The sequence below is a fragment of the Oceanobacter sp. ABM4_470 genome (genome assembly GCF_056158645.1).
On the sequence record NZ_JBSWTR010000001.1, the window covers coordinates 1,777,037 to 1,797,731 of the forward strand.

Consider the following 20,695-nt stretch of genomic DNA (forward strand, 5'->3'; position numbering starts at 1 on the left):
CCTATTGTCGTTTCTGAAGCCGGTACACCGCGGTTACAACAAAGGTTTGTCCAGCCAAAGCCGGGTCATAAAGAATACCTCGCGTGCCCGCGATAGCAGACTCCCGGAAATAATCGTTGGTACTGTCAATCACCCGCACCATAGCGACCTGGCCGGTATTGCGAACCATCACTTCCAGCGATACCTCGCCCTCTTTTTCCCGGCTGATCATTTTCTCCGGGTAAACAGGTGCAACACCCATCGCCGGGTGAATCTTTTCATCGGTGGTCCAGCGCGCAATGCCACGGACCGTTGGCCCCTGGGACGGCACTTCAAAACCCGACCGAGCCGATACCGTCGTGGTTGTACAGCCACTGGCAGCCAGTAGAAAGAACGCCAGACCACAGGCGGTCAGCCAATGGTGAATGGATGAAAAACGTTTGCTGGAAGATGTCACGATGTACCTGCCCATGCATCACAAAAAATGAAAGCGCCCGGAGGCAGACAAATGCTATCAAAAGCCGACGGACGATAGCAGTGGATTTGCGGAACGATTCCGCAGGCGTGGCCAATATTTAACTCAGTGTCGGTTTTTTCTGATGGGACAAGATGAGATGAAATGGGATGGTAAGAAAAGAAATGCCGCAGCAAAAACAAACAGCCGACAAAAAATCAGAGCAACAAGCGCTTCAAACAGCGCCCATTGCTTCACAAAACAAGAAAACGTCAGCCCGCTTCTGCTCGCTCAGTCAGTGACCAAACCAGCTCATTGATGGGCGACCCTTGCTGTAAACAACGAAGCAACAGCTCATCGTCCGGGTTCAAGTGACGATGACGGAAACTCGATCGCTGTGAGACGTTCTGGGATACACACTCAGGGATATCAACCGCGAGGTATTTCTGCGCTTCACCGGCAATCACCAACTCGACACAAGGATTGGTTTGCAGGGATGCATTAAGATTGTGCTGCAAGCAAAACTGAATTTGCTCTAACAGCCAGTGTTCGGCTGAGCCTGTCGCTGGGGATGTATCTGTCATTCCGGCTCCTGTAATTATAGTTGTTTCAGAATGGCAGCGGCGCGGAGAGAATGCGCCCTGAATGCTTTAGGGTCAAACAAGACTAGCCTAAATGGCACGTATTACCCAATACCAAAGTACAACAAGCCAACAATTACCCAGCTACATCAATCACTACCTTTACCAGCAACCAACAAAAAACGGGAGCCGAAGCTCCCGTTTCTTTCTAGCGACCCTGTCCTTACGGTTCAAAGGCCGTTCGACATACCGTCCAACTTATTGAACGCTCAGCTCAACGCGACGGTTTTCAGCACGACCCGCAGCGGTGTCGTTGGTCGCAATTGGAGACGCTTCGCCGTAACCCTTGGAGGTCAGTTTGCTGGCATCCACACCTTTACCAATCAGGTACTGACGTACAGAGTCAGCACGCTTCTGGCTCAGGTTCTGGTTGAAAGCAGCAGAACCCTGGCTATCGGTGTGAGCGGCAACTTCAATTTCCAGCTCTGGGTACTTAACGATTTCAGCCGCGGCATCGTCCAGAATGGTACGAGCGTTAGGGGTCAGGTTAGCGCTACCGGATTCGAACTTCACGCCATCCAGCTTGCCTTCAAACGCAGCACAGCCTTCAGCATTTACCGTCGCGCCCTGAATGGTGTCCGGGCAGTTATCCAGCTTGTCTTCAACGCCGTCCTGGTCGGTATCAACCGGCTGCACTTCAACAATAACCGGAACCGGCTTGACCACAGGTGCAGGCTTGGTTTCTGCTACTGGCTCAGGCTTCACTTCAACCACTTTGGCTGGCGCTGGCGCAACCACTGGCTTGGTAGCAACTGGCAGAGGCTTGGCCGCTGGCTTGCTGCTTTCGGTGCCAAAACGGAAGCCGACTTCCAACATGGCAACACCGTGCTCGTTGCTTTCGTCGGTCATTTCATCGATGTGGTATTCAGCACGGGCGAATACAGTTTCATCAAAGTCGTATTGCAAACCGGCACCGTATGAATATACGTGCGTGGTTTCGTCTTTGGCGCCATCTTGCGGAACGTTGATTTGCTCAATGCCATAACCTGCGGTCAGGTATGGTTTAACAGCGTTTTCACCAAAGAAATACAAACCCTTGATTTGGTATTGGTTAATTTCAGGACGATCGTCATCCTGCAACAAACCTGGCAGAGTTACCGATGCTTCAGCCGCCAGTGAAGGCAGGAAGTGATAACCCAGGGAAATTTCAGACGTCCATGAGTCGCGAATATCGCTACCGGTCGTGGTTTCGTATTCGTCGTATACACTGTTGTCGGAATAGCCGGCGCCCAGGGTAATGTAGGCGTTGTTGGCGTCAGCGTGCACCAGGGAAGCGGATGCAACGGCAGTTGCCAAAATCACGGGCTTGAAGTTCATTATCTTTGCTCCTATGTACTTTCAGTCCTGAAGGCCAGGATTGTAGCCTTTTACATGTTACCGCATAAGAGACTTGGCGAATAAAATAGCGTTCCTACAACAATTATTTCCATATAAGGGAAAATAAAAACGGAACTTTTGCCAAGGATAGATAAATATCTGTTTATTTACCTCTATAAGCGTCTTCAAGGAAACAGTGCCCGTTACATTCACGTCATAAAAGTGTTCGTTTTATCAGCAGAAAATTCTGCGAATGCCATTTATTATTAATCACAACGTTCCGATTGTTGGACAATAAAACCAGCTTATAGAATAAACATATATAAAGGCTAAAAATAAACCACAATATACATATGGAAATAAAATAACCTTGGGACCCTCTGAATAACTCGGTGCCCGCTCTGGATGACAGGGCGACGCTGAATCACGAAGCTGATTTGCAGGCCTGACGGGTCGAGTCAAAAATCAGCGACACTGAGTCAGCAATGCCCTGCCATCCCCGACGGGCGCGGCCTGCAGCCCGCCAGAACGGTGTTGGCGAATTTGGAAAGGACTTGTCATTCCGCTGCATTCGCCGCCTTGTTCTGACAACCAGCAGGACTCGCGCAGAGCTGTGCAGAGTTATTCAGAGGGTCCCTTGCACGCAGACATAAAAAAACCGCTATTTTTCAATAGCGGTTTTTTCTGATTCACAAGTCACCAGCCTTAGCGCTTCAGGCCTCGGCGTCTGTCTTTTTGCTTTGCTTGTGCTGCTCGTCCGTGCGATCCAGCATCCAGTAGCTGGAGATGTACATCTCATCACCGGACAGACCTTTTTCATTGCGGAAGTAACGACGCAGCGCGCGCATTTTGTGAAATTCACACGCTGCCCATACTGCAACCTTACCAGCAGGCCAGGCTACGTTAAGCGCCGTCTGCACCAGCAAGGATGCATCCGCACGGGCCTGATGATCCGCCGCTGGCGTCAGGTCATCGGCAATGACCCATTCAATGTGTACGCCTTCCGGGCACTCAATAGTCTGCACATCGTCCGCTGACACCACTTCGATAATGGCAACGCCTTTGGCATCCGAGGGCAACAGCTCCAGATTACCGGCAATGGCTGGCAATGCAGTCATATCCCCCACCAGCAGGTAGTAGTCGGCTGGTTGTGGAATCAGCTTGGTCGGCCCCGGGCCACCAACCAGAATACGATCGCCCGTTTTGGCCACTTCCGCCCACTGTCCTGCAGGGCCTGAATTCGCCGTACCAGCGCTTTCGCTATGGCCGTGCAACATCATGTCGAGGGTCAGCTTTCGAGCCGCCACATCGATTTCACGAACGGTGTAACTGCGCATGGTTGGCTTTACACCCTCTTCTTGGGTTGCCAGCGTCAGCGGCGCGCCGTCTGCGGCAAACTGAAGCTTTACATAACCACTTTTGCTGTCCGCTGGAAAATCCGCCAATGACTCTCCGGTAAGAACAACGCGCTGCATGTTTGGCGTTATACGCTGTGTCGACTCAACCATCAGCTCACGCGGTTGTGGTTTGGACATAAAGCCTCCTGATCAAAAATGTATGTGAGTGGACTGCACTCATTGAAAACGGTTCCCAACAACCTGCAAAAGCAACAGCGCCTGGATCAAAAAGATAACGGTATAAAAATCATCTTCACGAAATCGAAACGACTTCCCAGCTCTGGCCATTCATTGTCACCTCATCACCCAGCTCCTTGCCCAGCAAGGCTTTGGCCAACGGCGTTTGGGCAGACACAACCTGAATCTGCTCATCAGCTAGCCGCAACTGGCGACCGCCGTTTAACACGATCCACACCCATCGGATCGGGGCAGCGTCGTTTTCCAGTGACTGAAGCCCAACCAACGCCCCGCAGCCAATCGCGTCGTCTTCGCCAAAGCCAACAACCTGCCACCGACCCAGCTGAATACGCAGCTGCTGCAACCCCAGAATGCGTTCCGACTGACCATGTGCCAGATAGGCCGCTTCCAGGCTGAGGGTGTCGTACTGGTTTTCGGGTTGGTTGTCTTCGTGGGAAGCACTTTCCTGGGCCGCGGTTGCCGCATCGATCGCCGCTGCGATCTCTGCATCAACAGAATCCAGCAAAGCCTGCTTTAACTGACTTTTGTTCACATCAGAATCCGGTAGAGTAACGGCAGCACCGGCAATGCATATCTATGCGCCGGAGCTGAAATGGAAACCATTGCGGGAAAGTACCTTATGCAGCCTCAACAAATCAAAGAACTTCAGCAATTGCTGGCGAAAAGCCGCTATTGCCGTTTGGAAACCAAGGGTGAGCTGCCGATTTTCAGCATTCAACACCCGCTTTTTGAGGCCGAAATTGTTCCACAAGGGGCGCAACTCACTCGCTTTCGCCCGGTTCAGGACTCCGAATGGTTGTGGCTGAGCCCAACCGTGGAATACAAGGCAGGTACTTCGCTGCGCGGTGGCGTGCCGGTTTGCTGGCCCTGGTTTGGCGATGCCGATAAAAATCCGCAGGCGGTGCAAGATAACCTTAACGACGCCAACAGCGCCCCGGCCCATGGTTTTGCGCGCAGCTCCGACTGGCAACTGACCGGCATCGAAGAGGACGAACAACGTCTGACATTAGCACTGACACTTCCACAGCAGGCCACGCCAGAATATTTCACCGCCCGCCTGCAGGCTGACATTCGTTTTGTATTGAGTGCCGACGCCGTTCGTATTGAGCTGACCACAACCAACCATGGCGACAGCCCTGCTTGCTTCTCACAGGCGTTGCATAGTTATTTCCCGGTGGACGATGTAATGACCGCCGAGGTACACGGCCTGGAAGGATGTGAGTACATCGATACCCTCGACCAATGGCAACGTAAGACCCAGGAAGGCGCTGTTGTTTTCCGAGGCGAAACCGATCGGATCTATTTGTCTCAGCCACCAGCCGGAGAGCCTGCTGCTGCCAACGGCCAGGGCAACCCGCTGATTCTCAAAAGCGGCCTGGAGAAGCAGCACAGCCGCACTCTGACCAGCCTGGGCAGCCAAAGCACCATTGTTTGGAACCCCGAGGTCGAAAAATCGATTCGTCTAAGCCAGTTTCCAGACGATGGCTGGAAGCACATGGTGTGCATTGAAACCGCTAACGCCATGGACGATGTGGTGTGGTTGGCGCCTGAGGAATCCCACCTGCTGGCAGTGACGCTAAGCTAGGGACCCTCTGAGTAACTCGGTGCCCGCTCTGGATGACAGGGCGACGCTGAGCCACGAAGCTGATTTGCAGGCCTGACGGGTCAAGTCAAAAATCAGCGACACAGAGTCAGCAATGCCCTGCCATCCCCGTAGGGCGCGGCCTGCAGGCCGCCAGAACGGTGTTGGCGAATTTGGAAAGGACTGGTCATTCCGCTGCATTCGCCGCCTTGTTCTTACGACCTGCAGGACTCGCGCAGAGCTGTGCAGAGTTATTCAGAGGGTCCCTAGGAACCCTGTCTGAAAACAAAAAGCCCGCCTGCGAGTACATCACAGACGGGCTTTTTCATGTTCGCGCCCCTGATTGGAAGGCGCTAACGATCAGCAGTACTGAGCAACATCCACAATCACACGGCGCAACCAGCGATGAGCCTGATGATGTTGCAGCAATGGCGACCAAGCCATTTTCAGCTCAAACGGCGGAATCGGGAACGGTGGCTCCTTCACCAGCAGCGACGCAGCTTCTGCTTGCATATCGGCCACTTTACGAGGCAAGGTCGCTACCAGATCGTTGTTGTGAGCCAACAGTGCCGGCATCTGATAGTGGCGGGTAAAGACAGAAATCTTGCGTTTGTGACCCAGCTTCGACAGTGCGTTATCAACCCAACCCAGTCGAATGACTTTCTCTGGGTCTATACCGACACCAGCACCCATGCCGGTTTTCGACACCCAAATGTGGTTACTGGCGACGTAGGCATCGATGTCGAACGCACCGGCTAACGGGTGATCAGGGTTAACCAGACAAACAAAGTCGTCCTGCCACAGGGTCATCTGGTGGAAGGACTGCGGCATTTCGTCAAAGCGGTTGATCGCCATGTCGACTTTTCCCGCTTCAACGTCCTTGAAGGTCACGTCGGATGGCGTCAACACATCCAGAATGACGTTCGGAGCGACGTCGCGCAAACGCTTGACCAGCTCAGGCACCAGCGTCGACTCCGCATAGTCACTGACCATGATACGGAATACCCGGTGGCTGCTCTGGGCGTCAAATTCTTCCAGTGGCTGCAATGCGGCTTCCAGTTCACCCAGTGCCTTGCGAACCACCGGCTGAAGTTCCAACGCCCGTTCAGTGGCAGTCATGCCTTCCGACGTACGTACCAGCAGCGGGTCGTTGAAGAGATCACGCAAACGGCGCAGGCCATTGGACATGGCAGGCTGGGTAATCCCCAGCTGCTGGGCGGCGCGAGTCACACTGCCTTCACGTAGCAGCACATCCAGGTACACCAGCAGGTTGAGGTCGATTCGATCCAGGTTCATTGCTTGTCCGTATACTCAAAAGCGAACCGGCATTGTGGCAGCAAATTCACCATTCACCAAGTGTATTGATTTACCGAACCCCATTCCCGAATATTATTTTTTATTTCCGCGCCCCATAAACGCAAAAAGGCCGCCCGCAGGCGACCTCTTTTGGCAAACACCAACTGCGCGGATGCGCAGGCTAGTGCTTAGTGGTGATGACCACCTTCGCCGTGAACGTGGCCATGCTGAATTTCTTCTTCAGAGGCATCACGAACGCTTTCTACAGCAACAGAGAAAGCCAGGGCCTTGCCAGCCAGTGGGTGGTTGGCATCCACAGTAACCAGCTCTTCTTCTACTTCAGTCACGATCAGGTTAACCGGACCTTCTGGAGTTTGAGCAGTGAAAGCCATGCCAGGCTCAACTTGCTCAACACCAGTGAACGCTTCCATTGGTACTTTCTGGATACGATCTTCGCTGTATTCGCCGTAAGCGTCAGCTGGCTCAACAGTCACTTCCAGCTCGTCGCCAACTTGCTTGCCTTCCAGTGCCGCTTCCAAACCTGGAATGATGTTCTGGGCACCGTGCAGGTAGGTCATTGGAGCACCACCCTCGGAGGAATCGATGGTTTCGCCAGAAGCTACATCAACCACTTTGTAATGGATAGAAACTACTTTGTGTTGGGCAATGGTCATAAGTATTGTCCGTCTTTGGCTCTTCTTCAGAGCATGAGTTGTACGCAAAGCGACATTTAGCGACTCTAATACTGGCGATTAGGCGGTGGTCATTCTCTACGATTCGAGCCGCCAGTATATCAACTGAGCCAATAAGCGCCACCAGCGCAAGCGACCTGCAACTGCCTGTTAGCCCCCGAGTCCCCCTGAATAACTCCGTGCCCGCTCTGGATCAATATCGTTGGTCACCAGCCACCGCTGTGGTCAACCACTGGTCAAAGTCCGAACTCAGTGCCTTGAGGCCATTAGGGTACTGGTACAAGGCCAGCGTAGCAGCATCCGGTTCACACGGCTGCGCGGCAACCGTGGCAAACACGCTCCGCAAAAACTGCTGCCCTTGCGGGCTCTCATTGAGGAAATAGACCATCCCAAACGCCCGCGCGTAGGCACTGATACCGGCGGCATAAAATCGATGGGGAGGCTGCTGTAAGTAGTCTGACCAGTCTGGCTGGCGCTGTTGCAATTGCTTCAACCGTTGTAACGAAGCGGCAGTCATCGGCACCCGTGCGGCGTTCATATGAAACTGCAAACGCTCCGCGTATTCCGCCAAACCTTCGTTTAGCCATACAGGGGTTGCCCCCACCAGGTTGGCCAGCAAGGCGTGCGTCATTTCATGTCGTGCCAACGCCAGCGTTGCGCCATCCCGCACCTGCCTGCCCAAATGAATGCGATTTTCTGCCGGGGTATAAATACCAATAACGGCCGGCGGCAATTGGTGCTGGCGGGTAGCCGCTCGAAACGCCCCATGATTTGCATACACCACCAGACTCAGGGTCACCGGGCGAACCTGTTCTGCGGGCAACAAATTGGTGACGATGCGGTACATCAACTCCGCTTCGCGCTCGAATTTGCGCTGCAGTGTCAGGTCAGGCGCGGCATCGGCAAATTCAATATCCAGGTGCAGCTTACGCTGACTGGCGTAGCGGTCACTGAGGTCTTCCGCATTCGCCGTACGAGGCTTGTCATCGAAGTGAACCCGCCCCTGCTCATCCACCCAACGATAGACACTTTGCTTTGCAGGTCTGGCGTTTAACCCAGGGTTCTGATCAGGGTCGAGCGCCGCGGGGCGGCAACTGGTTAATGCCAGGTGACCATTGGCAGAAGCCGTGCCGTCCAATGTACTTTGGGTGTCGGAATTGGTTTGTACTGTGGCGATGGCCTCTTTTTCGCCACCACTCGCATCCGTAACGCCCTGTGTTTGCGGCCTGACCAAAGACTCTGAGGTTTCAGTGCCTTGTTGGAAATCCTGCTGCAAACCACCTGCCAGCCCTCTGATGGCTGCCGAGCCGGAATGCTCTGCCAGTACACCCAGCCATAGGCTGACGGCCTCCGGTTCTGGCCAAGGCAGCTGCGGAAATTTCATGGCCAGATACTGATGCTGACGCTCATTGGTGGTTTGCCAGCACACTTCGACGGCCACCAGGGTCACCCCGATCACCACGGCAATGTTCACCAATCCCTTGAACAATTTCACGTTACGTCCCTTTTGGTAAAAAGCGCTGCTGTAACCGAAGCCTTACAGCCACTGCAAATGATCCCGGGCAACCTCAAGCACCAGCAAGCGCGGTTCTTGCTCGCCATCGAACAGAATCTTGATGTATTTCTCGTCCTTGTCCAACACCCGTCCACTGCCGAGACTGGCGTGCTTGACCCGCTGCGCTCGCAGAGTCTGAGGCGGCGCACTGACTCGACGCGGACGGGCATAGCGACCATCGGTTGCCGCTGGCTTTTCAGCTTTGACATCAACTTTTACAACAGGCTCACACTGTGACAGCAGACCTTCGAGCCACTCCGGCGGCTTGGCCAGCAGAGTCACGTCAGATTCACCGGATGCCAGCGCCTTATCAAGCCGCTGACTGTCGGTCAGATTCAGCTCTCGCCAGAAAGGGCTATCCAACTCGCGGTCCGGAATTTGTTTGCCACGGGCAGGGGTTGGCCGAATCAGATGCACCTGATGCCTTGCCCGGGTAATGGCGACGTACAGCAACCGGCGTTCACTTTCGACGCTGGCGGGCGTGGTGAACGCCCCTTCCGGCTGATAAGGAAAATAATGACCGTTCAAGCCGGGCACAATCACAACCGGCCATTCCAGGCCCTTGCTCTTGTGAATGGACGTTAGCCGCACCCCTTGTTGCTTGCTGCTGTTTTGTTGGCGGGCGCGGTCGCGCATTTCAACCAGGTAGTCATAAGCCGTGTCGGTGTTGTGTTCACTCTCACCCATAAACTGCACAAACGCCCGAATGGTTTGCAACCGGTCTTCAACCTGCTGGGCAGAAAACGCGCTGTCCTTGACGCCTTGTTCCAGCTCGGTGACGTCGATCCAGGTATTCAGCAAGCGCCGCGCTGGCATACGAATCAGCTCAGCGCTGTCGAGCACTTCGGCCCGCTCTTTCAGCTGCGACTTTTGCCATTTGTTCAGATCATCCGGAATCGCTGCCTGCATGGCAGCGCCATAATGCTGGCTGGCATTGGCCAGCTGGGTTGCCATGCTTTCCAGCAGGTTACGTCGGATTTTGGGGTATGGCGTGGTCAGAATCGTAAGCCAGGCATCGCGCCGCTGTTCGACTGTACGCTGCTGAAACCGCCCCGCCGCGATTTCCAGCAGCAGCCAGAAAATCTCCAGCTCCCAGCGCTCCAGAACCGACTGACTATGATCCAACCGATACGGTACATTAGCACGCAACAAAGCCAGCTCAATCGGCGCACTCAAGCCCCACAAACGACTGATCACAGCAATGTCGGAAGGCTGATGCTGCTCTAATGCCTGCTGCACCAGCTGCAAAGTGGTCCGAGCTTCCGAGGCCGGACTGCACTCGTGGGCCTGAACGCTGGTCGCAGGCGTGCTGGTATGGGATCGCCCGACGACTGGCTCACGCTCGCGGTTGTGATGAATCAGATAGTTTGCCGCCAGCGATAACTGCGGGCCATAGCGAAAGGTTTCCGGCAGCTGGTACACGGTGACGTCGCCCAGCCGCTTGTCAAAACCACTGACGATGAACTCCGGCATTGAGCCGCGGAATTCGTAGATGGTCTGGTCAGGATCACCAATCACCATCACCGAACCACGACCACCGTGCAAAATATCCAGCAAGGTTTGCTGGATTTCGTTGATGTCCTGATATTCGTCGACCAGTATCCACTGCATGTGGCCGCCGAAATAGCCAGCAAGGTCCTGCCGCTCAGCCAGTAATTGCACCGGATCGTAGATCATGTCGCTGAAGCCAATGCGCCGGTTGTCCTTGCGCCATTGCTCGAACAAGTCGAAAGCCTCAACAAACAAACGGCACTCAGGCGGCAGGTCGAGCTGGTCGAACACCTCAGCGGCAGGCTTCAACCCGGCTTTAACCAGATCGATAAAGCTGCACGCAGGCTCCACCCACTTTTTGCGCTGCGACAGAATGTCCTGGCGGGTATCGTCGTCTGCCAACTGCTGCAACAAGCGCCACACCACCGAGTCCATTTCAGAATCGGAAAGCAGGCTTTGCTGAAACGCAGGCAGTTCGCCCAGTTCGATCAGCTTGCGATAAATACGCAACCCCAGCGAGTGAAAGGTACGCACCTCTGGCAATGGCTGCCCTTCGATCAAGCGCTGTAATTTGCGTTCAAAGTCTTGCTGGGCAGACTTGTTGTACATCAACACCAACATCCGGCGCGGCGAACAACCGTCTTGCAAGCGTTGCTGAATGAAATGCGTCAAGGTGGTGGTTTTACCAGCGCCAGCCACGGCAACAACCCGTGCGTGCCCTTGCTGGTGCTGGACGACCTGTAACTGACTGGAGGTTAAAGCAGACATAGATTCCCCGAACTGAGCCGGGGAATGCTAACCAGTGGGACTGGCGGTTACCAGTAAAAAGAGCTTAAGACATGCCATTGGAGAATTCCGCCAGACCCTCACACAGGCTTTCACGCATGGGCCGCATGGCTGAGCAGTAAACCAACAGCTGGTCGATACAATATTGGGCTCGACCAGACATGTAAGCATCAGAGGCAAGGTCCTGCTCAGTCCACAATTTACCAACATTGCGTAGAATCAGGTGCTCCGGCAGATACAACATACGCGAATTTTTGTAACCGCTGGCACGCATTTCAGACACCACAAAGGCGCCACCGGACGACACCGATATACCCACCAGCAACACCGGTTTATGGGCCAGCTCATCAGCGCCTAACCACAGCAGCAGGTTCTTCAACCCTGCTGGCACCATGCCATGCCACTCAGGAATGACCATTACCAGACCGTCTGCGGCTTTCACCCGTGCCTTCACCGCTGCGACCTCGTTATTGGCCATGGTGGCTTGCTCACCATCCCAAAGCGGCAGATTTTCATCGAACAGGTCGATTACGTCGGCATTGCCCAACAAAAACTGATCACGTAGTGCCTCGGCAATTCTGAGGCTTTGCGACCCGGAACGATGCGAGGCCGAAATAATGGCAATATTGAGGTCGACAACGTCGTGAATTTGCATATAGGCCCCCGGTTCAAAAGCAGCGCTTAATACGGTGTGTAGAACAACGCTTTGAGATAAGCCTAATCCCGAATCCGCTACTCTGCCGACGCTGTGCCAGCCGCCATTTCAGTGTCGCCGTCACATTTGGAACTCTCCTGCCATTCCGGACAGCCTGATATCTCTGAGACAGCTCCGAGACAGCTCCGAGACAACTCCGAAAGAGAAATCGCGGCAATAAAAAACCCCGCACTCTTTGCGGAGTGCGGGGTTTTAAAGGATCAATCAGGCGTTAAGCCGGGATCAGTCACGCGGCTTGCGAGGTGCGCGACGTGGACCACCACGGTGCTCACGACGGCCTTCACCACCACGATCGCCACGACCTTCGCCACGCTCACCACCACGGTCATTACGACGGGCTGGGCGCGCTGGACGACCGGAACTTTCAGCCAGATCGGCACGGTAAGGACGAATGTTCAGCGCCTGACCACACACACGGGCTTTCTTCAGCACGTTCATGGTTTCGTTCGGCATGCCGGTTGGCAGGTCGACCACGGAGTAACCGTCGAAGATTTCGATGTGACCGATGAAGCTGGAATCCAGATCCGCTTCATTGGCAACTGCACCCACCAGGTTACCTGGCTTGAGGCCGTTTTCGTAACCCACGCCAACCCAGTAACGGGTCATTTCAACGTCCGGCTTGCCCTTCAGAGGACGAGCACGGGAGTCCGGCGCAGACTTGCGGTCACGACGCTCACCGCGATCGCCACGTTCAGGACGGTCACCGCGCTCACGACGTTCACGTGGTTCGCGGGGCTCACGACGAGGACGTTCGTTTTCATCGATGAACAGAGGCTTGTCGCCTTGCATCAGGGTAGCAACGGCAGCGGCCAGATCCAGTGGGTCCAGTTCGTTTTCCAGCTGCACGTTTTCCAGAATATCGCGGAAGATCTTGTTCTTTTCCGGATTAATGGCTTCAACCACACGCTGCTGGAAACGGGTCTTGCGACGCTCGTTAACATCCTTGGCAGTCGGCAGCTGGATTTCTTCAATTTGCTGACGGGTTGCACGTTCAATGTCACGCAGCATGCGCTTTTCACGGCCACGAACAAACGCAATCGCAACACCTTCACGACCAGCACGGCCAGTACGACCGATACGGTGAACGTAGGATTCAGTGTCTTGTGGAATGTCGTAGTTGATAACGTGAGAGATACGCTCAACGTCCAGACCACGAGCCGCAACGTCAGTTGCCACGATCATATCCAGTTGACCAGCTTTCAGCTTTTCAACGGCTTTTTCACGCAGCTGCTGTGGAATATCACCGTTCAGCGGCTGACAACGGAAACCGTTGGCCTGCATGAAGTCGGCAACTTCTTCAGTGGCTTGCTTGGTACGTACGAACACCATCATGGCGTCGAAGTCTTCAGTTTCAGCCAGACGCAGCAGCGCATCGTTCTTGTGTGCGCCAGCAACGAACCAGTACTTCTGGGTAATGCGTTCGTTGGTGGTGGTCTTGGCCTGGATTTTTACCTGTACCGGATCTTTCAGGTGCGTTTCAGCAACCTGCTGGATCTCACGCGGCATGGTGGCGGAGAACAGCGCCACCTGACGGGAGCGTGGAGTCTGTTCCAGAATCCAGTTCACATCGTCGATGAAACCCATGCGCAGCATTTCGTCAGCTTCGTCCAGAACCACGGCTTTGATGTCGGCCAGGTTCAGGGAACCGCGACGCAGGTGGTCCATGATACGACCTGGAGTACCCACAACCCACTGTGGGCCGCGCTTCAGTTCACGCAGCTGGGAACCGTAGTCAGTACCACCATAAATAGCAGCAACATTAATACCGTCGATGTAACGGCTGTAGGTTTTTACAGCTTCAGCAACTTGCTGAGCCAGCTCACGGGTTGGTGCCAGCACCAATACCTGTGGGGCTTTGAAGTCGGCTTGGGTGCGCGCCAGAATTGGCAGCGAGAAGGCAGCGGTTTTACCGGTACCGGTCTGAGCCATACCCAGCACATCCTTGCCTTCCAGCAGCGGTGGAATACCGGCCGCCTGAATTGGGGATGGAGCTTCGTAGCCCAGTTCGTCCAGTGAACGCAGAATAGAGAAAGGCAGACCCAGGCTGGCGAAACCAGCGGGAGTAGTATCGGACATATAGTTCCTGATTAGTTGCTCACAGAGGCAGGGCGTTGGCCGTCTCTGCTGAGATCTCTCTGCACTCGTCGTCAGTTCGAAACACGTAAACGCGATGACTGACTATCACTGCAACTGGCCTGGCCCGACATGTATGTTTGTCAAAAGGGTGCCGGACTATACAGGAAGATAAATAGGAATGCCCGAACTTTTTGTGGAACAGTCACGTTTTTTGAAGAGTTTTCTGTCTGGCCAGAGTTCTGGCATAATCCGCCGCCCTGTTTCGGGGATATATCCTGCAAAAGCCTCCTAAAAGAGTGACTTACGCCAGGCCCCTACTTTTGTAAAGGAGACCCAGCAATGCTGAAAGTGAACCAGTACTTCGACGGTAAAGTCGCGTCCATCGGCCTGCAGACCGAAACCCTGCCTGCCACCGTTGGCGTCATGCTGCCGGGCGAATACGAGTTTGGCACCAGCCAGAACGAAGTGATGACTGTGGTATCCGGCTCTATCGCCGCACTGCTGCCACGTGCCAGCGAATGGATCACCTATGGCCAGGGCGAATCGTTCAAGATCGCTGCCAATGAGAAATTCCAGGTGCGCATTACCGTAGACACTGCATATTTCTGCACCTACGAGTAATCAAATTTCGGGAGCAGCGATCCTGCTCCGAAAACGGTGTGCCTGCTATTACCCTTCCAGCAGGCGCACCACCTGCTCTGGCGTCAGAGCACGGTCGTAATAAAATCCCTGATGCACATCACAGCCAGTGGCTTTCAAAAACGCCGACTGCTCGCCATTTTCTACACCTTCTGCCACCAGCCCCAGTTTCAGCTCCTGCGCCATTCGCACAATATTGCGTGTAATGACCCGGCATTCTTCAGCGGTTTCCAGCTGGGAAATAAAGCTGCGATCAATTTTGAGTTTTTGCAGCGGGAAGCGATGCAGGTAATTCATCGACGAATAGCCGGTGCCAAAGTCGTCAATGGTCAGCGCAAAGCCCAGCTTGCGAATGGCCGTTACCATATCCAGCACGGCGTCGGTCGGTTGCAACAAAGCGCCTTCCGTCAGTTCCAGATCGATATCGCCATCTTGTAGCTGATGCGATCGCGCCAGCCATTCAAGTTGCTCCAACAGAGAACCTTCAACAAAGCTCTGCTGGGAAATATTGACCGCTACCGTGACGGTTTGCAGCCGCTTCTGACGCCAGCTCACCAGATCCTGAGCCACACGCCGCAAAACAAAACGATCGATTTCCGGCATCAGCCCGGCGTCTTCCGCACAGGGCAGGAAACCCAGCGGGAAAATCAGTCCATTGCGTGGGTGCTGCCAGCGTATCAACGCCTCAAGGCCAACAATTTTGCCATGACGGGCATCTACCTGAGGCTGGTAATGAATAATCAGCCCTTCCCCACCCTGCAAGGCCATCCTCAAATCATTGGTAATTTGCACCCGGTTGGCTGCTTGCTCGGTCAGGTCATTGCGATACATGGCAACCCCGGAAGCACCACTGCGCTTGGCATCGTGCAGCGCGGTATCAGCGTTGCCAACCAGCGCCATGGCATGTTCTCCATGCACCGGATATTCCGCCACGCCCATACCGGCGGTGGCATAGATTGGGTTGCCTTCGACCAGATCGAACGGTCGTTGGGTGACCTGCTGCACGGCACTGATCAACAATTGCAGCTCAGCATCGGTTTCCAGATCTGACGCACACACCGCAAATTCATCACCACCAAGGCGAGCCAAAAAGGTATTGGAGGTACGGCAACAATCGGACAGGCGTTCGCCAAAGGCTTTCAGCAACTCGTTACCAATTATGTGGCCGTAGCTGTCGTTGATTTCCTGAAAGCTGTCGATATTGAGCACCATCACCGCCAGCCGACGTCCCGTTGGCAAATTGGCGATGGCACTGTCGATGCGTCGCATGATCTGGTTACGATTGGGCAGGCCGGTGACCATGTCGACGTTAACCAGCCATTCAAGTCGTTGCTTGGAATTCTGACGACTGGAAACGTCTTTCAGAATGATGGAGAAGTGTTCCAGCTTGTGTTGTTCGTCGGTCAGTGCCACCAGTCGCAATTTATGCAACGGTGAACTGGAGCCACCCGACCGGAAATGCCCTTCGCCGCTCCAGCTGCCGTCCTTGACCGATTGACGAATGATTCGCGCTGGCGCTGATGGCAAGGACCACAAACCGGCCACTTCGCCCCAGCCACAGCCAATCAGCACCTCCTCGGGAAAGCCGACCAGCTTGCAGAAGGCCGGATTCACCGACAGTACACTGCCATCGCGATGAAAAATCGCCACCCCATCGTCCATGTGTTTCAACACATTGCTGCGCAAATGCCCCGGCACCGTCGCCGCGGCTTCTTCGCATTTACGCACAAAGCCATAACGGCGATAGGCGCCGGGGGCAATTTTCTCGACCCGGGTAACCACGCTCAGGCGTGTGTATTGATCGTCGCCCAACAACACGCGGCATTGCAAGCTGTAGCCTTCGTTACGACTGACAGCCGTCGTCACCAGCATTGTGACTTGCTGACGCTCGTCCTCATGCACCCGGCCGAGCAGTGATGTCAGGTTAGCAAACTCTTCAACCGGAATACCGAACAGGCGTTGCAGAACAGGGGAAATCTTGAGATCGGAATGGCCGGTGATGTATTCCCACATACCGACATTGGCAAACTGTTGGGATTCGTCCAACAGCCGTACCCGGAAATTCAGCTGCTGGTCCAGTACGCCAAGGTCGGCGAAGGCCAGACCCATATGGGCTGCGGTTAACAGGCTGCTGCGCAGGGCGGCAGTAATGTCGGGGGCAGCCTGATCAAAGCTGAACAACATCAGGGCGCGCACTTCGCGGCGGTTTTGAACCGGCACCGCGATGTAGGGGCTGCCGTCCGACAAATACAGCCACAGGGTTTCCAACGCCCCCGCTGGCGCGATGGCACCGGACTCACCGGTTTGCCAAACCGCCATGTCCGGTATCTGGTCAATGTTGTCATTGAAGTCTGCCAGCCGAAAATCCGCCAGCCGGTTCAGCAAGTCGACGCCATCGTTCTTGCCGACCACAATTTCCATCGGCGATTGCCAACTGGTGATGGGCGACGACACCAACAAGAAGGCCTCCTGGGCCACCAGCGTGTCTGCCAACAGAAACAGCATGGCTTCAAGGTCACCATAGATCGACCGTCCACTGGCCGATGCAAAGGCTTTGGCACTTCGCTCTACGATTTGTCGCAAGCGGCTGTCACGTTGACTCTGCACCCTCTCCCGGGAGCGTCCTTGGTCATCGCCACAGGGGTACTTAATATCAGATACGGGGCCCGGCACTAACTCAGCTCCATCGGCACATATTCAACTTGAGCAGTTGGCTCAAACAGAAAAATTCAAGACTACTATTAACATTTCTATCAGAAACAACCCAGCATGGGAACTGGTGATCAAGAGATCAGAATTGATACCCTCTGTTAAGGTTAGTGCGCTTTTAGAACTTTTCAGCATCACGCGATGCATTTGTTAGTATTTATTGAAACTCGATACCAAAAGACATGACTGTCTGCGCCATTGCCATTAAAAGAGGCCATCTATGTTCGACAAATCGGACCTGATCCAACTGGTGTCCTACCCGATGCCGTTTGGAAAATATCAGGGCAAAGTGATCATTGATCTACCAGAGGAGTACTTGTTGTGGTTCGCCAACAAGGGCTTTCCGGACGGCGAACTGGGTAAGCTGATGGCATTGGCATTGGAAATTCGCATTAACGGGCTTGAGGATATCCTGACGCCGTTGCGCCGGAATTCACCAGTGCATCACAAAGGAAACCCTTCGATTCAGTAACCCGCCCCTTCTACTTTTCAGGATTCACATGATTCGAATCGGCATTCTGGAGACAGACGAACTCTACCCCGACCTGCTGAACGACTACCGTTCGTATGGTCATATGTTTCGCCAATTTCTGACGGCACTGCCACACCCGTTAGCCAGTCAGCTGGAGTTTCGTCACTATCAGGTGACGCAGATGGAATTCCCGCAGCAACCAAATGAATGTGATGCCTGGCTGGTCACCGGCTCAAAAACCGGCGTTTACGATAACGCCCCATGGCTGGAACCACTGGCCAACTGGGTGAAGCAATGCTTTGCAGCCGGAGTACCGCAAATCGGTGTGTGCTTTGGGCACCAGTTTCTGGCTCATCACCTTGGTGGTCGTGCTGCGTTAAGCGATAAGGGCTGGGGCATTGGTGTTCGCGGTAGCGCCGTTACAACCTCACCGTCCTGGTCGACTATCAAGGCCAGCCATTTACGCTTGATCTACAGCCACCGCGATCAAGTGTTATCACTACCACCGGAAGCACAACGACTGTCCGGCTGCGAGTTCTGTCCGAACGCTGCGTTTTCGATCGACCGCCGGGTGCTGGCGTTTCAGGGCCACCCGGAATTCACTGCCACTTACTTACGACGCTTGCTACCACGTCGGCGGGAAGCCATTGGAGAGGAGCGGTTTAATGCTGGCATGGAAACATTGAACACCAGTACCGACGACACCCTGGCCGGTGTCTGGATGCTGGATTTTTTACGTCAAGACGATTCGTGAAAACTCAGCGCCGGGAAGATGTCCGTATACACCTCGGCCAGTTTGCCAAGATTTAACGATGGTGTGGTTTTCAGGCCTTCCGGGGTTTGCAGACCACACAAACTCCAGCACGCCTTGTATTGGCCATAGTCAACACCGTCCGGGCGCGACAGTGCCGGGATGTCCACCTGCCGCTGCCATTGGGCAAACTGGATTTCTTTCAACGCCTGTACCATAAAGCCAACCCAGCCGTCACCAGCTAGCACCACCAGGACTTCTCCTTCCTGCTGACTGGATGCCTGACCAATCAGGCCCGCCAACTGATAAACAGGCACTGCCCGACCGCGAACCGTAGCCAGCCCACACAAGGGCGTGCCCGGCATATTGATGCGATGGCTCTGGCGCAGTCGAAAGATTTCGACCACATCCCGAATTTGGCAGCACACTTCAACACCGGCATCGACAATCAGCATTTGCTGCAAATGCAGGTCTTTTTCAACGCCGTGTGCGGTATTTCCGGCTTTGCTAGTTTCCGCACTGCCTGCTGTGTTCGTGTAAGTACTGGAGTCAGCTCCCGAATAGGCACTGGACGATAACCGTCGAGCCATACTGGCTAACCGGCCAAGCGACTCTGTGGCGCGAATGCGATCGTCGTCGAACAGCAAAACAAAGTCCGTACCTATGTTGGTTTTACCCTGCTTATAGAGTTGTTCCAGCGGCAATACGCCCGTCATCAAATCACCGCCGGGCAAGGCCCCTTTGGGCAATGGCAAGGCTTCTACTGCAGGCGTTGGCAAAACATCCAGCACCTCATCCACCATCAACCCCAGCAGTCCCTGAGGCATTTGGTAAATCAACAGCGGCAATCGACCGTTCCGTGGTGGCGGCTCTTCATCGCTTTCCCAAAACAGCTGACTCCAGTCGGCAATGGCAATCGACTGATCCTGAAAACGGATTTCGCCAACGTACATTTCGTTATCAATAGGTGCGACGTCTACGTCGTAGTCGGCCAGTGTGGTTTGAACCAGCCGTGCCTGAATCGCAAAATAATGACGCCGAATTCGCACCACCAGCACGTGGGGGGAATAGGTCGGTGGCGGACGCCTGGCCTCGCTGCCTGACCTGGCGCTTGTGTTTGTATTGGTGTTTGCATGTTTACCATCAAGGCCGGACTCATCATCGCTAACCAGCGTTAATGTCTCTGCTGTGTGGGAGCCTGACGCATCCGGCGAATGGCTGTTCGCTTCGCCATTGTTAGCTCCGCCCTCAGTGCCATTCACAGCTGCGTCAGCATCCGGTGGTTCACTGCTAACAGGTTTCAACGCTCGCTGGACACGCAGAGGTTCTACCCGGGTCAGTGGCACACCGGGAATCGAAAACAGCGCTTGCTCGTCGATCAATAGCGCCGTTTTGGCACCGGATTGACTGGGCGACGAATCCGATTCCAGCGTGTAACTGCCCAGCACCAAGCGACCATTTCGAGGCTGACTGGCGACATCAGAATGGCTTGCGCCCGAGCTACTGACAGCACGAGCACCAGCGTCATTCCACACGTCGTTGTAATTGGCATCAAAACACAAGAGAGAGAACTGATCCGGCTTTACTTTCAGCACATCCACCACGGCATCAATGACCAAGCCCAGCAGGCAATCATCAAAGCGCAGGATGGCGACCACGTCGGACTGTTCAGGCGCAGGTTGTTCTGACGTATACGTCTCAGAACCGGCCTGTCCGCCGTAATGCATCACCCCGGACAGATCCATCACCGGCACCTGAACACCGCGTAACAGGATGAACCCCATCACACAGGGAGCCGAACACACCGGCGTCAGCAGCTCCGACATGGGAACCACTTCACGCACCACCTCTAGCGGGAAGGCAAACACCTCACCCTTGTGGATCAGTGCGGCCAAGCGCTCGTGGTCGGGTGCCAGTGCCTGGATGCCCTGACCGGGCTGCATGT

Annotated in this window: 17 protein-coding genes; 4 read left to right on the forward strand and 13 right to left on the reverse strand. The window is 54.6% G+C overall.

The window, feature by feature from the left end; translation table 11 throughout:
- Position 1 precedes the first annotated feature (1 nt).
- The 5 genes from ACXADJ_RS07810 to ACXADJ_RS07830 form a co-directional block, all read right to left on the reverse strand.
- Positions 2–436, reverse strand: coding sequence for a TonB family protein (locus tag ACXADJ_RS07810; protein ID WP_475064490.1), 435 nt, complete (start codon positions 434–436; stop codon positions 2–4).
- A 269-nt stretch (positions 437–705) separates the two neighbouring features.
- Positions 706–1,017: a hypothetical protein gene (locus ACXADJ_RS07815; RefSeq protein WP_475064492.1), complete on the reverse strand. Its 312-nt coding sequence runs from the start codon at positions 1,015–1,017 to the stop codon at positions 706–708.
- A 255-nt stretch (positions 1,018–1,272) separates the two neighbouring features.
- Entirely contained in the window at positions 1,273–2,391 is a 1,119-nt protein-coding gene (locus tag ACXADJ_RS07820) for an OmpA family protein (protein WP_475064494.1), read from the reverse strand.
- A 713-nt stretch (positions 2,392–3,104) separates the two neighbouring features.
- Positions 3,105–3,926, reverse strand: coding sequence for a siderophore-interacting protein (locus tag ACXADJ_RS07825; protein WP_475064496.1), 822 nt, complete (start codon positions 3,924–3,926; stop codon positions 3,105–3,107).
- 115 nt (positions 3,927–4,041) lie between these two features.
- On the reverse strand, positions 4,042–4,518 hold the full coding sequence (locus ACXADJ_RS07830; protein WP_475064498.1) for a GreA/GreB family elongation factor: 477 nt from the start codon (positions 4,516–4,518) through the stop codon (positions 4,042–4,044).
- An 87-nt stretch (positions 4,519–4,605) separates the two neighbouring features.
- On the opposite strand from ACXADJ_RS07830, the gene ACXADJ_RS07835 reads away from it, so the two are divergent.
- The gene (locus tag ACXADJ_RS07835) at positions 4,606–5,571 is read left to right on the forward strand and encodes a D-hexose-6-phosphate mutarotase (protein WP_475064500.1); all 966 of its coding nucleotides are present in this window, start codon (positions 4,606–4,608) and stop codon (positions 5,569–5,571) included.
- Positions 5,572–5,928: 357 nt separating this feature from the next.
- Here the strand turns inward: ACXADJ_RS07835 and ACXADJ_RS07840 are convergent, their stop codons facing one another.
- The 6 genes from ACXADJ_RS07840 to ACXADJ_RS07865 form a co-directional block, all read right to left on the reverse strand.
- On the reverse strand, positions 5,929–6,864 hold the full coding sequence (locus ACXADJ_RS07840; RefSeq protein WP_028292487.1) for a LysR family transcriptional regulator: 936 nt from the start codon (positions 6,862–6,864) through the stop codon (positions 5,929–5,931).
- A 188-nt stretch (positions 6,865–7,052) separates the two neighbouring features.
- Entirely contained in the window at positions 7,053–7,538 is a 486-nt protein-coding gene (locus tag ACXADJ_RS07845) for an FKBP-type peptidyl-prolyl cis-trans isomerase (protein WP_028292488.1), read from the reverse strand.
- Positions 7,539–7,749: 211 nt separating this feature from the next.
- Positions 7,750–9,051 carry a DUF4124 domain-containing protein gene (locus ACXADJ_RS07850; protein ID WP_475064505.1) on the reverse strand — a complete coding sequence of 434 codons (1,302 nt, stop codon included), beginning with the start codon at positions 9,049–9,051 and terminating at the stop codon, positions 7,750–7,752.
- Between the two features lie 42 nt (positions 9,052–9,093).
- Complete coding sequence (locus ACXADJ_RS07855) at positions 9,094–11,370, reverse strand: ATP-dependent helicase (RefSeq protein ID WP_475064507.1); 2,277 nt, start codon at positions 11,368–11,370, stop codon at positions 9,094–9,096.
- Between the two features lie 64 nt (positions 11,371–11,434).
- Positions 11,435–12,043 carry an NADPH-dependent FMN reductase gene (locus ACXADJ_RS07860; RefSeq protein WP_475064509.1) on the reverse strand — a complete coding sequence of 203 codons (609 nt, stop codon included), beginning with the start codon at positions 12,041–12,043 and terminating at the stop codon, positions 11,435–11,437.
- 282 nt (positions 12,044–12,325) lie between these two features.
- Entirely contained in the window at positions 12,326–14,179 is a 1,854-nt protein-coding gene (locus ACXADJ_RS07865) for a DEAD/DEAH box helicase (RefSeq protein ID WP_475064511.1), read from the reverse strand.
- A 339-nt stretch (positions 14,180–14,518) separates the two neighbouring features.
- On the opposite strand from ACXADJ_RS07865, the gene ppnP reads away from it, so the two are divergent.
- Positions 14,519–14,800 carry a pyrimidine/purine nucleoside phosphorylase gene (ppnP, locus tag ACXADJ_RS07870; protein ID WP_028292493.1) on the forward strand — a complete coding sequence of 94 codons (282 nt, stop codon included), beginning with the start codon at positions 14,519–14,521 and terminating at the stop codon, positions 14,798–14,800.
- Between the two features lie 48 nt (positions 14,801–14,848).
- On the opposite strand, the gene ACXADJ_RS07875 is transcribed toward ppnP, so the two are convergent.
- Positions 14,849–17,425: a putative bifunctional diguanylate cyclase/phosphodiesterase gene (locus ACXADJ_RS07875; protein WP_475064518.1), complete on the reverse strand. Its 2,577-nt coding sequence runs from the start codon at positions 17,423–17,425 to the stop codon at positions 14,849–14,851.
- Positions 17,426–17,747: 322 nt separating this feature from the next.
- Between ACXADJ_RS07875 and ACXADJ_RS07880 the strand changes: the two genes are divergently transcribed.
- Positions 17,748–17,999: a DUF3820 family protein gene (locus ACXADJ_RS07880; protein ID WP_028292495.1), complete on the forward strand. Its 252-nt coding sequence runs from the start codon at positions 17,748–17,750 to the stop codon at positions 17,997–17,999.
- A 28-nt stretch (positions 18,000–18,027) separates the two neighbouring features.
- Positions 18,028–18,753: a glutamine amidotransferase-related protein gene (locus ACXADJ_RS07885; protein WP_475064521.1), complete on the forward strand. Its 726-nt coding sequence runs from the start codon at positions 18,028–18,030 to the stop codon at positions 18,751–18,753.
- Here ACXADJ_RS07885 and ACXADJ_RS07890 read toward each other — a convergent pair.
- Complete coding sequence (locus ACXADJ_RS07890; RefSeq protein WP_475068158.1) at positions 18,738–20,693, reverse strand: chemotaxis protein CheW; 1,956 nt, start codon at positions 20,691–20,693, stop codon at positions 18,738–18,740. The genes ACXADJ_RS07885 and ACXADJ_RS07890 overlap by 16 nt on opposite strands.
- Positions 20,694–20,695 lie beyond the last annotated feature (2 nt).